The organism is Enterobacter sp. AG326, from assembly GCF_004362415.1.
In the GTDB taxonomy this organism is placed as follows: domain Bacteria; phylum Pseudomonadota; class Gammaproteobacteria; order Enterobacterales; family Enterobacteriaceae; genus Enterobacter; species Enterobacter asburiae.
Genome location: NZ_SNXG01000005.1, coordinates 166,723 through 179,916, shown reverse-complemented (window position 1 = coordinate 179,916; position 13,194 = coordinate 166,723). Strand labels below are relative to the sequence as shown.

Annotated in this window: 14 protein-coding genes; 7 read left to right on the top strand and 7 right to left on the bottom strand. The window is 55.8% G+C overall.

What is annotated here, in order from left to right; genetic code table 11:
* Positions 1-2: 2 nt before the first annotated feature.
* Entirely contained in the window at positions 3-1,343 is a 1,341-nt protein-coding gene (locus tag DFO52_RS16840; protein WP_133550814.1) for an aromatic acid/H+ symport family MFS transporter, read from the top strand.
* A 45-nt stretch (positions 1,344-1,388) separates the two neighbouring features.
* Positions 1,389-1,862, top strand: coding sequence for a tRNA (uridine(34)/cytosine(34)/5-carboxymethylaminomethyluridine(34)-2'-O)-methyltransferase TrmL (gene trmL, locus DFO52_RS16835; protein ID WP_033147028.1), 474 nt, complete (start codon positions 1,389-1,391; stop codon positions 1,860-1,862).
* Here the strand turns inward: trmL and cysE are convergent.
* The 5 genes from cysE to DFO52_RS16810 form a co-directional block, all read right to left on the bottom strand.
* Complete coding sequence (gene cysE / locus DFO52_RS16830; RefSeq protein ID WP_133550813.1) at positions 1,859-2,680, bottom strand: serine O-acetyltransferase; 822 nt, start codon at positions 2,678-2,680, stop codon at positions 1,859-1,861. The genes trmL and cysE overlap by 4 nt on opposite strands.
* 74 nt (positions 2,681-2,754) lie before the next feature.
* Complete coding sequence (gpsA, locus tag DFO52_RS16825; RefSeq protein WP_023309915.1) at positions 2,755-3,774, bottom strand: NAD(P)H-dependent glycerol-3-phosphate dehydrogenase; 1,020 nt, start codon at positions 3,772-3,774, stop codon at positions 2,755-2,757.
* The gene (gene secB / locus DFO52_RS16820) at positions 3,774-4,241 is read right to left on the bottom strand and encodes a protein-export chaperone SecB (RefSeq protein ID WP_003860835.1); all 468 of its coding nucleotides are present in this window, start codon (positions 4,239-4,241) and stop codon (positions 3,774-3,776) included. The genes gpsA and secB overlap by 1 nt, the downstream gene beginning before the upstream one ends.
* Positions 4,242-4,273: 32 nt before the next feature.
* Positions 4,274-4,525, bottom strand: coding sequence for a glutaredoxin 3 (gene grxC, locus DFO52_RS16815; protein WP_023309914.1), 252 nt, complete (start codon positions 4,523-4,525; stop codon positions 4,274-4,276).
* A gap of 11 nt (positions 4,526-4,536) precedes the next feature.
* Entirely contained in the window at positions 4,537-4,968 is a 432-nt protein-coding gene (locus tag DFO52_RS16810) for a rhodanese-like domain-containing protein (protein WP_023309913.1), read from the bottom strand.
* Positions 4,969-5,215: 247 nt separating this feature from the next.
* Here DFO52_RS16810 and gpmM point away from each other — a divergent pair, with 247 nt between their 5' ends.
* The 3 genes from gpmM to DFO52_RS16795 are packed head-to-tail and all read left to right on the top strand — an operon-like array spanning position 5,216 to position 8,989.
* Complete coding sequence (gene gpmM / locus DFO52_RS16805) at positions 5,216-6,760, top strand: 2,3-bisphosphoglycerate-independent phosphoglycerate mutase (protein ID WP_059347340.1); 1,545 nt, start codon at positions 5,216-5,218, stop codon at positions 6,758-6,760.
* A gap of 33 nt (positions 6,761-6,793) precedes the next feature.
* A complete protein-coding gene (gene envC, locus DFO52_RS16800) occupies positions 6,794-8,053 on the top strand; it encodes a murein hydrolase activator EnvC (RefSeq protein ID WP_243737946.1) in 1,260 nt (419 codons plus the stop codon).
* Between the two features lie 3 nt (positions 8,054-8,056).
* Positions 8,057-8,989, top strand: coding sequence for a divergent polysaccharide deacetylase family protein (locus DFO52_RS16795; protein ID WP_133550811.1), 933 nt, complete (start codon positions 8,057-8,059; stop codon positions 8,987-8,989).
* Between the two features lie 3 nt (positions 8,990-8,992).
* Here the strand turns inward: DFO52_RS16795 and DFO52_RS16790 are convergent, their stop codons facing one another.
* Positions 8,993-9,793, bottom strand: a complete 801-nt coding sequence (locus DFO52_RS16790; RefSeq protein WP_133550810.1) for a glycosyltransferase family 2 protein — start codon at positions 9,791-9,793, stop codon at positions 8,993-8,995.
* Positions 9,794-9,998: 205 nt separating this feature from the next.
* Between DFO52_RS16790 and DFO52_RS16785 the strand changes: the two genes are divergently transcribed.
* Together DFO52_RS16785 and DFO52_RS16780 are read left to right on the top strand one after the other, a co-directional pair.
* Positions 9,999-11,204, top strand: a complete 1,206-nt coding sequence (locus DFO52_RS16785; RefSeq protein ID WP_133550809.1) for a glycosyltransferase — start codon at positions 9,999-10,001, stop codon at positions 11,202-11,204.
* Between the two features lie 15 nt (positions 11,205-11,219).
* The gene (locus DFO52_RS16780; RefSeq protein ID WP_133550808.1) at positions 11,220-12,134 is read left to right on the top strand and encodes a hypothetical protein; all 915 of its coding nucleotides are present in this window, start codon (positions 11,220-11,222) and stop codon (positions 12,132-12,134) included.
* Between the two features lie 27 nt (positions 12,135-12,161).
* Here DFO52_RS16780 and tdh read toward each other — a convergent pair whose 3' ends face one another.
* Complete coding sequence (gene tdh, locus DFO52_RS16775; protein ID WP_023309906.1) at positions 12,162-13,190, bottom strand: L-threonine 3-dehydrogenase; 1,029 nt, start codon at positions 13,188-13,190, stop codon at positions 12,162-12,164.
* Between the last annotated feature and the right edge of the window lie 4 nt (positions 13,191-13,194).

Genomic DNA, 13,194 nt, shown 5'->3' with positions numbered 1-13,194 from the left:
GTATGGCGTATTCAGGTAAGGTGGATATTCAGCAGGTGATCGATGAGAGTCCCTTTTCAGGGTTTCACTGGCTGCTCATTGTGCTGGGCTTTCTGGTTCTGGCGATCGATGGTTTTGATACGGCAGCGATGGGTTACATCGCGCCTACGCTGTCGGCAGAATGGGGGATACACAAACAGGATCTGGGGCCGGTGCTGAGCGCAGCGCTGCTGGGGCTGTCGCTGGGCGCGCTGATTGCCGGTCCGGTCTCGGACCGGATGGGGCGCAAGCGGGTGCTGGTCTTTTCGTGCCTGTTCTTCGGCCTTGCGAGCCTGGGGACGGCCTGGGCGCAAAGCCTGAATACCCTGACGCTGTGGCGCTTTCTGACGGGCCTGGGGCTGGGCGCCGCAATGCCTAACGCCATCACGCTGATCTCCGAGTTTGCCCCCCAGCGCTGTCGCGCCATGGCGATTAATACCATGTACTGCGGCTTCCCTTTGGGTGCGGCGGGCGGCGGCGCGATCTCTTCCTGGCTTATCCCCCACCACGGCTGGCGAAGCGTGCTGCTGACCGGCGCGATTGCGCCGCTGATTTTAACGCTGCTGCTGGCGCTGTTTTTACCGGAGTCCGTGAAGTTTCTGGTGCAGCGCGGGAAAGACGTCATGCAGGTCCGCCGCATCGCCAGCCGGTTTGCCCGCAGCACGCTGGATAGCGTCACGGGCTTTTTCCTGGCGGAGGAGAAAGTCGCCTCTAAAAAAGGGAGCGTGTCGCAGCTGTTTTCCATGCCCTGGCTGCCCGGCACCCTGATGCTGTGGGTGACCTACTTTATGGGGCTGGTCATTTACTACGTTCTGCTAAGCTGGATGCCAACGCTGATGCAGGGGATGGGCTATGCTCTGGCGGAATCCGCCTGGCTCACCTCGCTGTTCACCTTCGGCGGCACCGCAGGCATTCTGCTCGCGGGCTGGATGATGGACCGCTGGGAAGCGCACAGGGTGGTCGCGTGTGGTTTCGTGCTGACAATGGGCCTCATCCTTTTGCTTGGCATTGAGCATAACCATATCGCCCTGTTTGGCGGGTTGATTTTCCTGATGGGGATCGCGATGAACGGCGCGCAGTCGGGCATGCAAACCCTGGCCGCCACCTTTTACCCTACCGAGTGCCGCGCGACGGGCATCGCCTGGATGCAGGGGATCGGACGCTTTGGCGGCGTGGCGGGAACCATGACCAGCGCCCAGCTTCTCTCTATGCAGTGGCAGGCAGACAGTATTTTAATGATCCTCAGCGTGCCCGCTCTGGTGGCCGCTGCGGCAACCGTCTACAAAATGCTGTACAGCCGCTCGCAGGAACCCGGCGTCGCGTAGTTCCTCTCTTTTCTGCTATTCTGCCCCCGCAATTAAGGGGGCAGCATGCTTAACATCGTTTTATTCGAACCAGAAATTCCGCCGAATACCGGCAATATCATCCGCCTGTGTGCAAACACCGGTTTTCGTCTGCATATCATTGAGCCGATGGGCTTTACGTGGGACGACAAACGTCTGCGTCGCGCAGGGCTGGATTATCATGAATTTACCGCCGTCGTTCGTCACCACGATTACGCAGCGTTTCTGGAAGCAGAGAAACCGCAGCGCATGTTCGCCCTGACTACCAAAGGCACGCCAGCGCATAGCGCCGTGAGCTATCAGGCAGGTGACTATCTGATGTTTGGCCCGGAAACCCGCGGCCTGCCGGCCACGATCCTGGATGCCCTGCCCGCCGAGCAGAAAATCCGTATTCCAATGATGCCGGACAGCCGCAGCATGAACCTGTCGAACGCGGTGTCGGTGGTGGTGTATGAAGCCTGGCGCCAGCTGGGTTACCCGGGCGCCATTCTCAGAAGTTAAATGCCGTCACCATACTCGAAGGTATGGTGAATGCCGTTGAAGTGCTGATCCATGTCCATAGACGGCTTATCGCTGTCTGGTTTACCGACGATGCGCGCTGGTACGCCAGCGGCGGTGGTATGCGGTGGCACGGGCTGGAGCACTACGGAGCCTGCGCCGATCTTCGCGCCGCGCCCGACTTCAATATTGCCGAGGATTTTAGCACCCGCGCCAATCATCACCCCTTCACGGATTTTCGGATGGCGATCGCCGCTGGTTTTACCGGTACCGCCCAGGGTAACCGACTGCAGGATCGAGACGTCATCTTCAATCACCGCCGTTTCCCCGACGACAATCCCGGTGGCGTGGTCGAGCATGATCCCGCGGCCAATCTTTGCCGCCGGGTGAATATCGACCTGAAACGTCACGGAAACCTGGTTTTGCAGGAAGATCGCCAGCGCGCGGCGGCCTTCATTCCACAGCCAGTGGCCGATGCGGTAAGCCTGCAGGGCGTGGAAGCCTTTCAGGTACAGCAGCGGCGTAGAATATTTATCGACCGCCGGGTCACGCGTGCGCACAGCCTGAATATCGCAGGCGGCAGAGGCGATCATTTCCGGGTCTGCAGCGTAAGCCTCTTCCACCACTTCACGAATGGCGATAGCTGGCATGATCGAGGAAGCCAGCTTGTTGGCGAGCATATAGCTCAGCGCGCTGCCAAGATTTTCGTGCTTGAGTAGCGTCGCGTGGTAGAAACTGGCCAGCATAGGCTCGCAGTCGGCCAGCGCCCAGGCTTCGGCTTTAATATTGTTCCAGACGATATCCAGTTCTTCACACGGCATTGCTTACTCCAGACGATAGTTAATGACCAGCCAGTTCTGCGCTGGCTGGGTCATTCAGGTGACAACGGTTCCGACTAGTTACTGCTGCGCTCGTCCTTGCGCGCACGACCTAATAAGGTCAATGCTGCCTCGCGCGCATTTTTTCCGCAATACAATACCTGATAAATTTCCTCGGTTATTGGCATTTCGACACCGAAACGGTGCGCCAACTCGCGGACTTCTTTGGTATTGCGGTAGCCTTCAACCACCTGACCAATCTTCTCCTGCGCGCCTTTAACATCGCTGCCCTGTCCGAGCATCATGCCAAAGCGGCGGTTACGAGACTGGTTGTCGGTACAGGTCAGCACCAGGTCGCCCAGGCCAGCCATCCCCATAAAGGTGGCCGGATCGGCACCCAGCGCTTCGCCAAGGCGGGACATTTCGGTTAGCCCTCGGGTGATCAGCGCCGTACGCGCATTGGCACCAAAGCCAATGCCGTCTGACATCCCGGCGCCAATCGCAATCACGTTCTTCACCGCACCGCCCAGCTGCACGCCGATAAAATCGGGGTTGCTGTAGACGCGGAAGCTCTTGCCGCAGTGCAGCAGCTGTTGAAGATCGTCGGAGAAGGCCTGATCGGTGGAGGCCAGCGAAATCGCCGTCGGCAGGCCAGCGGCCAGCTCTTTGGCAAAGGTCGGGCCGGAGATGACCGCCAGCGGGATCTCATCACCCAGCGCTTCGCGGGCAACGTCCTGCAGCAGGCGTCCGGTTTCGGCTTCCAGTCCTTTTGTCGCCCAGACAATGCGCGCATCCGGGCGCATCAGCGGCTTAATCTGACGGAGCACGTCGCCAAATACATGGCTCGGAACCACAATCAGAATGTTGCGGCTGGCCGCCAGCGCGGTCGCAAGGTCGCTTTCAAGGTGCAGGGAGTCAGGGAACGGAACGTCCGGGAGAAACGCGACGTTGCAACGGTCGCGCTGCAGCGTGGCGATATGTTTTGGGTCATGGCCCCAGAGAACCACTTCGTGACCATTTCTTGCCAGCGTGATGGCAAGAGCGGTGCCGTATGAGCCGGCACCGATCACAGTCATTGACGCATTAACAGTGCTCATCAGGCATCCTGATGTTGTTCAGCACCTTCGCCAGCTTGCTGCTGCAGATAGTTCATGAACAGCGCATCAAAGTTAACTGGCGCAAGGTTCAGTTGCGGGAATGTACCGCGAGAAACCAGGCTGGTGATGCATTCACGCGCATACGGGAACAGAATGTTCGGGCAGTACGCACCCAGGCAATGCGCCATCTGGTTGCCTTCGATACCGCCGATAGAGAAGATGCCGCCCTGCTGTACTTCACACAGGAATGCAGTTTCTTCGCCCAGAGACGCGGTAACGGTAACACGCAGCACGACTTCATACACGTCATCTGCCAGTTGGGTAGATGCGGTATCCAGATCAAGTTTAACCTCTGGCTGCCAATCTTTCTGGAAAACATGTGGCGCATTTGGCGCTTCGAAAGAGACGTCCTTGGTGTAGATACGCTGGATCTGGAAAGTCATTTCGGTGTTGTTTTGTTCTGACATGGAAATACCCTTTTTAATTGTCCTAAAGTCTCTTAGCTCAGCAGCGGATCGAGTCCACCACGGGCGTCGAGCGCATACAAGTCATCACAGCCGCCAATGTGCTGCGCATCAATAAAAATCTGCGGAACCGTCGTGCGACCACTACGTTTGATCATCTCTTCGCGTTTAATCGCGTCACCGTCGATCGGCAGTTCCTGGAACGTGACGCCTTTGCTGTTCAGCAGCGCTTTCGCACGATGACAGAACGGGCACGTCGCTTTGGTATAGATCTCAATATTGGCCATGACTGAACTCCTTATTTACCGCGAACCAAAGGAAGATTTTCCCCGCTCCAGCCGGAAATACCTTCTTTCAGTACCGTTACGTTTTCGAAGCCTGCTTTATGAAGCGCGCTGGCAGATTCCTGTGCCTGCATGCCGGTCGCATCGACAACGATAATCGGCTGGGCTTTGTGTTTCTCAAGCTCACCGACGTTGTTCGCTTTGATTTCAGCTGGCAGCAGGTTGATTGCGCCCGCAATGTGACCTTTACGGAAATCGTCACGCTGACGCAGATCGACCACGACGGCATCTTCTTTGTTGATCAGACGCGTCGCTTCACCACGGGTGATAACCTTAATTTTAGACGTCAGGCTCTTAAATGTGGTGAACAGCACAGCAGCCAGCAGGCCAATCCACGCGATGCTCAGAACCGGATGGCGGCTAACGAATTGCATAATTTCTTGCATGGAGGGTAACTACTCCCGACTAAGTGATAAAAAAAACCAGGACAGGAGTATACCTGTGCGTTCTGGCAAATACAGCCAGCGACCATAACCTAATCCATTTTCTGCGGCATGCCACCTAAAAAAATGCCTCAAAATGGTCTGGTGAACATCTTGCCCCTGCGCTTTCTTTGATCTTCTGCGGCTATTTGATCGATTCAGCTGTAGTAAAATTACGCAAATTTTGACTCTTGAGCATGAGGTTGTCGCAATGTCGGTTTCTAAAAAACCTATGGTACTGGTGATTCTGGATGGCTATGGCTACCGTGAAGATAGCCAGGATAACGCTATTTTCAACGCCAAAACCCCGGTCATGGATGCCCTGTGGGCGAAACGTCCGCATACGCTGATTGACGCGTCTGGCCTGGAAGTGGGCCTGCCGGACCGCCAGATGGGCAACTCCGAAGTCGGTCACGTAAACCTGGGCGCCGGGCGTATTGTGTATCAGGATCTGACGCGTCTGGACGTTGAAATCAAAGAACGCACCTTCTTCTCCAACCCAACGCTGTCTGGCGCGGTCGATAAAGCCGTTGCCGCTGGCAAGGCCGTACACATCATGGGCCTGCTCTCTGCGGGCGGCGTGCACAGCCACGAAGATCACATCATGGCGATGGTTGAACTGGCCGCCGAGCGCGGTGCGGAAAAAATCTATCTGCACGCCTTCCTGGACGGTCGCGATACGCCACCACGCAGTGCAAAAGGCTCTCTGCAAGCCTTCGAAGAGAAATTCGCCGCGCTGGGCAAAGGCCGCGTAGCGTCCATCATTGGCCGTTACTACGCTATGGACCGCGACAACCGCTGGGATCGCGTTGAACAGGCCTATGACCTGATGACTCTGGCCAAAGGTGAGTTCCAGTTCGCGACCGCCGTTGAAGCCCTGGAAGCGGCCTATGCACGTGATGAAAACGACGAATTCGTGAAAGCGTCCGTGATCCGCGCAGAAGGCCAGGCCGACGCCGCCATGGAAGATGGTGACGCGCTGATCTTCATGAACTTCCGCGCTGACCGCGCGCGTGAAATCACCCGTGCGTTCGTTAACAGCGACTTCGACGGTTTTGCCCGCAAAAAAGTGGTAAACCTCGATTTCATCCAGCTGACCGAATACGCCGCAGACATCAAAGCGCCTTGCGCGTATCCGCCAGCATCTCTGGCAAATACCTTTGGCGAGTGGATGGCGAAGAACGACAAAACGCAGCTGCGTATTTCCGAAACTGAAAAATACGCGCACGTCACCTTCTTCTTTAACGGCGGCGTTGAAGAGCCATTCAAAGGCGAAGACCGCATTCTGATCAACTCCCCGAAAGTCGCTACCTACGATCTGCAGCCAGAAATGAGCTCTGCAGAATTGACGGAAAAACTGGTTGCGGCCATCGAGAGCGGTAAGTACGACACCATCATCTGTAACTACCCGAACGGCGACATGGTTGGGCATACCGGGGTGATGGAAGCGGCAGTGAAAGCGGTTGAAGCGCTGGACCACTGCGTTGAGCAGGTAGCGAAAGCGGTTGAATCCGTTGGCGGCCAGCTGCTGATCACCGCTGACCACGGTAACGCTGAACAGATGCGCGACCCGGCGACCGGCCAGGCGCACACGGCCCATACCAACCTGCCTGTTCCGCTGATTTATGTGGGTGATAAATCACTGAAAGCAGTGGAAGGCGGCAAGCTTTCTGACATCGCGCCAACCATGCTGTCGCTGATGGGTATGCCGATCCCTGAAGAGATGACTGGTAAGCCGCTGTTCATCGTGGAATAATCGCTCCCCATGAGGGGAAAGGCGATTTTTTCAATCACATGGGTCGTGAAGCCGCTTAGGTTATCAGTCAGACCTCTGTTTTACGCCAGCGCACTCAGCGCTGGCGTATTGCTGTGCGCCGCATCCGCCCACGCGGATGACCGCGACCAGCTGAAATCCATTCAGGCCGATATCGCCGCCAAAGAGCGTACGGTACGCCAGCAGCAGCAGCAGCGCTCCGCCCTGCTCGCCCAGCTTAAGCAGCAGGAAGAGGCGATCTCCGCCGCCACGCGTAAACTCCGTGAAACTCAAAACACCCTCGCCCAGTTGAATAAACAGATCGACGAGATGAACGCGTCGATTGCCAAACTCGAGCGCCAGCGTGACGCGCAGGAGCGCAATCTTGCCGCACAGCTTGATGCCGCATTCCGTCAGGGTGAACATACCGGACTCCAGCTGATCCTCAGCGGCGAAGAAAGCCAGCGCGGTCAGCGCCTGCAGGCCTACTTTGGCTATCTCAACCAGGCGCGTCAGGAGACGATCGCGCAGCTGAAGCAGACGCGCGAAGAGGTCTCCACGCAAAAAGCCGAGCTGGAAGAGAAGCAGAGCCAACAGCAGACATTGCTCTACGATCAGCAAGCCCAGCAGGCGAAGCTTGAGCAGGCTCGCAACGAGCGTAAGAAAACCCTTTCCGGCCTTGAATCCTCCATTCAGGAAGGTCAGAGCCAGCTCAGCGAAATGCGCGCCAACGAATCAAAACTGCGTAACAGCATCGCCCGTGCGGAAGCGGCGGCGAAAGCGCGCGCCGAAAAAGAGGCTCGCGAGGCGCAGGCCGTTCGCGACAAACAGCAGGAAGCCTCCCGTAAAGGGACTACCTACAAGCCAAGCGAGAGCGAACGTTCCCTGATGTCGCGTACCGGCGGTTTGGGCTCTCCTCGCGGTCAGGCTTTCTGGCCCGTTCGCGGTTCAATTCTGCATCGCTATGGCGAACAGCTGCAGGGTGAGCTACGTTGGAAAGGGATCGTTATCGGTGCGTCTGAAGGTAGCGAAGTGAAAGCCATCGCCGATGGCCGCGTAATTCTGGCCGACTGGCTGCAGGGTTACGGACTGGTGGTGGTGGTCGAACACGGTAAAGGTGACATGAGCCTTTACGGCTACAACCAGAGCGCGCTGGTCAGCGTCGGCACGCAGGTGCGCGCAGGCCAACCCATCGCCCTTGTGGGCAGCAGTGGCGGTCAGGGCCGCCCGTCACTCTATTTCGAAATTCGTCGCCAGGGTCAGGCGGTCAATCCACAGCCGTGGTTGGGAAGATAAGTTTTGCTTCAATTTCGTCGAATGGTTTTCTCCGTCGTCAGCGCGCTGGCGCTGGCTGCACCGGTATATGCAGGTAAACTCGCTATCGTGATTGATGACTTCGGTTATCGTCCACACTATGAAAATCAGGTGCTGGCGATGCCGTCGGCCATTTCTGTCGCCGTTCTTCCAAATGCGCCCCACGCGCGTGAGATGGCGACCAAAGCCCATAACAGCGGTCATCAGGTGCTGATCCATCTGCCCATGGCCCCGCTCAGCAAGCAGCCGCTGGAAAAAGACACTCTGCGCCCGGACATGAGCAGCGAGGAGATCGAGCGCATCATCCGCGACGCCTACAACAAAGTGCCGCATGCCGTAGGGCTGAACAACCATATGGGCAGCGCGATGACATCAAGCCTGTACGGGATGCTCAAAGTGATGCAGGCGCTGGAACGCTACAACCTCTACTTCCTCGACAGCATGACCATCGGCAACAGCCAGGCAATGCGTGCCGCTCAGGGAACGGGCGTAAAGGTGATTAAGCGTAAGGTGTTCCTGGATGATACCCAGAACGACGCCGATATCCGCATGCAGTTTAATCGCGCGGTACAGCTCGCCCGCCGCAACGGCTCAGCCATTGCCATCGGTCATCCGCACCCGTCTACCGTTCGCGTTCTGCAGCAGATGCTGCCGACCTTGCCTGCCGATATCACGCTGGTGCGTCCGAGCGATCTGCTGAACGAGCCGCAGGTGGATACCTCTACACCAAATTCTGCGGCGCCTGCCCCGACAGCGCCGCGTAATCCGTTCCGCGGCGTGAAACGCTGTGTACCTAAGCAACCGCTTGAACCGGTCTATGCAACCCGCTTCTTCTCCGTCATCGGAGACAGCATCAGTAACAGTACGCTGGTGAATTACGTCCAGCAGCAGTGGCAGGGATGGGGTAAGAAAGCCTGACGCTTATTTCGCAATCTGAGAGTCCGTCTGCTCGTTAGCAACGGGCTCTTTTTTTTCCTGATACTGATACCAGGATTTGAAATACTTCAAAAAGCTATAGGCTGTGGCGTACAGTCCCGTCGCCACCCCCACTTTGCCCTTACGCCAGGCGCCGCTAAACAGATACCATTTGAAAAAAGCCCCAATGGCGCTGATTACGCCGCGCCCAATTGAGGGCCGTATTTTTTGGTATTGAACCAGGCGGGTTGTATAACAATTTAATTTGTTAAAAAGCTCATGCAGCGTGGGAAACGTATCATGTTTTACATAACCCGGAATACGTTCACAACGGAGAAAGCCTTCGACCTGATCGTCTACCGGTCGGTTATTAAACCGAGACTGGTTACGGTTAAAAAGACGCACAGGATAATCAGGGGATGAAACAGGATAAATCGTCCGGACTTCCTCACCCAGAACAAACCAGTGGCGGCATATTTGCCATGCCATTCCCGGGTCTGGCTCATCGCCTGCTTTTAACGTTAAAACGGCATTAACCGTTTCCTGGTCAAGAATTTCGTCGCTGTCGATGCACAGGACCCAGTCATGGCTGGCTAAGGATATGGCATAGTTCATCTGCTCGCCATGCCAGCCAAATTTTTTATAGACGGGTTGCAGTCCAAAGCTTTCACAAATATATCGTGTTTTGTCCGTACTGCCAGAATCGACCACGACAATTTCATCCGCTATTTTCAAAAGAGGCGGGATAACATCGTGCAATAATCTTTCAGAATTAAACGTTAATAAGCAGACCGTTATTTTAAACATTTACCCACTCTCAATAGCAGCCTAAATTAATATTATTAATACTATATAAATGAGTAGAGACGATTAAAGTCCTGAATCACACTTTTCAAATAAGCACGCTTGAAATGTTGTCTAATCCTGAAGCGCAATAAAATAGAAAAATCTATTTTATTTCAACAGATTCTTTATAATGCAGTCAGATGAAGGGTAGCACACGGATTCAGACATGCCGCACAAAAGTAAAATTCTCCTCCTGGATACGGGTAAAGAATGGGGGGGAGGCACCAACAGTATGCTTGAGCTCCTGAAGCGAATCAATCGCGATAAATTCGATATTACCTGTTGTTTTTACAGTGATTATAGTCGTGCTGAAGGTGAGACGATTGGCCAGGTGCTCAACGGCATCGGCATCCCGCTCATCGTGATCCCTCAACGTCCGCAGCCGGTCTGGGCCAAATTGCTGAAGGAAGCGGGACGTAGCCTGCTGTTTTTCTCACGCGGCGCCCGCAAGGCATTTACGCGTCATGTGGATATCATGTGGCGCATCAGGCCTAACGTCAGCAAAATCGAAACCCTTTTCACGCAGGGCGGTTTCGATACGCTCTATATGAATAACCAGCCGGGCTCAAATGAGGAAGGCTATCTGGCGGCGGCGAACCTGAAGGCGCGGTTGATCCAGCACTGCCGCATTGAGCCTGTTTTAACCCCGCCGCTGGTAAAGCTGGTTAATGCCCATGCCACAAAAATCATCGCCGTCTCGCACGGCGTTGAACGCGTGTTGCTTCAGCATGGCGTCCGGCCCGAACTGTGTACGACGGTCAATAATGCCATCGACATCCACCAGCCCTTACCTGACCGACGCGCGATGCGCCAGCGCCTGAACATTGATGACGACACGTTTGTGTTCGGCAGTATCGGGTCGTTAATCCCTCGCAAAGCCAACCACCACACGCTGGAGGCGCTGGCACAGTTCAGCCAGAAACATCCCCAGGCGAAATGGAAAATGGTGCTGGTCGGAGAAGGTGCCGAACGCCGCGCTTTAACAGAACAGGCCCGAGCGCTGGGAATTGAATCCCGCGTCATCTTCACCGGTTTTCAGAATACCCCCTTTGATTACCTTGCTACGTTTGACGCCTTTATTCTCGCCTCAAAAAGTGAAGGGCTGCCGCGCGTGGTGCTGGAAGCGATGCTTCTCAATATCCCTGTGATTGGCTCTCAGGTGACCGGCACGGCGGAATTGATTGATCATGATTCGACAGGGCTGCTCTTCCCCTGGAGCGATGTTTCACAGCTTGCACAGCATCTGGACAATATCTGGGCAGACGCGGAGCTGCGGGCTCGACTGGCTGCGGCTGCATACCAGAACGTCTGTCATACCTATGCCATCGAAAACTATGTCAGCGGTGTCGAAGCCGTGCTTGGCGCGCACTAACCAAACGAGATAACTATGTTTAAATTTCTTAATGCTCGCTATCGTCATATCACCGGGCGACACAACATTCCTTACAGCTCTCTGCACGTGACGGGCGCGCTTGCTGCGGTGGATTCTATTGTGATTCCGTGTACCGGCGCAGATTTCGTCGAAGAAGCATTACTCTCTGCCACCTTCGCGGAACGCTACGCCACCGGGGTGAGCGAAATCGTCATCGTCAGCGATCAGCCTGAATCCGCCTTTGGGGTACTGCCGCCGAAAACACGCGTAGTGACCCTTAACCTTCCGGTTCGTGAGGAAGGTTACCGCTATAAGCAGATCTACCTCAGCCGTCTGGTGAAGCTTAACGCCCCGCTGCAGGCGCGCGGTGAAGGCGTATTGATGATCGATTCCGATCTCAACCTGCTGAAAATGCCCGAAATCAACATGGCCGACATGCACATCTACTCCAGCTTCCGTCAGGGCAAAATGATTGCCAAGCTGGACGGTGCGCCAGCGGAGAAAGTGCCGGCGTATTACAAAGAGACGGTACGCCCGTATCTGGTCGATCACGTTAACGGCGCGTTTCTTGCGGCAACCAAAAAAACCTGGCGCCGTATCTGCCCGCTGTGGCTGACGCTCTTCCAGGATACCTGGGAGCTGATGGACGATACGCAGCCGCCGACCGATCAGCTGCCGCTCGCCGCGCTGCTGGACATGCTGGATTTAAAAACGGTTAACCTGGGCGACTGGATGAACTGGCCGGTCTCCAAGAAGATCGGTGGTCAGGAAGCCGTTGTGCCGAAAGAGGTGATTGGCGCGCACGGCGGTTTCCCTCTCTCCGAATGGCAGAAGTATCTTGAATCGCCGGATAACAAACTGTTGTTCAAAGGTCAGGACTACACCCGCAAGGTGCGTTATCTGACGGACGAAGAGAAAAAGAATCAATGAAAGAAGGGGCCTCAGGCCCCTTTTTGATTACTTATCCCAACTCAGGATCACTTTCCCTGACTGGCCGGAACGCATCGCGTCGAAGCCCTGCTGGAACTCATCGATGGAGAAACGGTGAGTAATAATCGGGGACAGATCCAGACCGGACTGGATCAGCGCCGCCATCTTGTACCAGGTCTCGAACATCTCGCGGCCATAGATGCCCTTGATGAACAACCCCTTGAAGATGACTTTGTTCCAGTCGATAGACATATCTGACGGCGGAATACCCAGCATCGCGATACGGCCACCGTGGTTCATGGTGTCGAGCATGGTGCGAAATGCCGGCGGCGCACCGGACATCTCCAGGCCAACGTCAAAGCCTTCGGTCATGCCCAGCTCTTCCATCACGTCGGTCAGGCTCTCTTTCGAAACATCCACCGCGCGGGTGACGCCCATTTTGCGCGCCAGCGACAGACGGTATTCGTTCACGTCGGTGATCACAACGTTGCGCGCACCCACGTGCTTCGCCACCGCAGCGGCCATAATGCCGATTGGGCCCGCGCCGGAGACCAGCACGTCTTCACCGACCAGGTCGAAGGAGAGCGCCGTATGCACCGCGTTGCCGAACGGGTCGAAGATGGAGGCCAGATCGTCAGAGATATTGTCCGGGATTTTGAACGCGTTAAACGCCGGGATCACCAGGTATTCCGCGAAGCAGCCCGGGCGGTTTACGCCCACGCCAATGGTATTACGGCACAGGTGCGTACGCCCGCCGCGGCAGTTACGGCAATGGCCGCAAGTAATGTGGCCTTCACCGGAGACGCGATCGCCAATTTGGAAGCCTTTCACTTCCTGGCCAATACCCACCACTTCACCGACATATTCGTGACCGACAACCATCGGTACCGGAATAGTTTTCTGCGACCACTGGTCCCAGTTGTAGATGTGAACGTCAGTACCGCAGATGGCGGTTTTACGAATTTTGATCAGCAGATCGTTATGACCGACTTCCGGCTCCGGCACGTCGGTCATCCAAATCCCTTCTTCCGCTTTCAGTTTGGATAACGCTTTCATCACA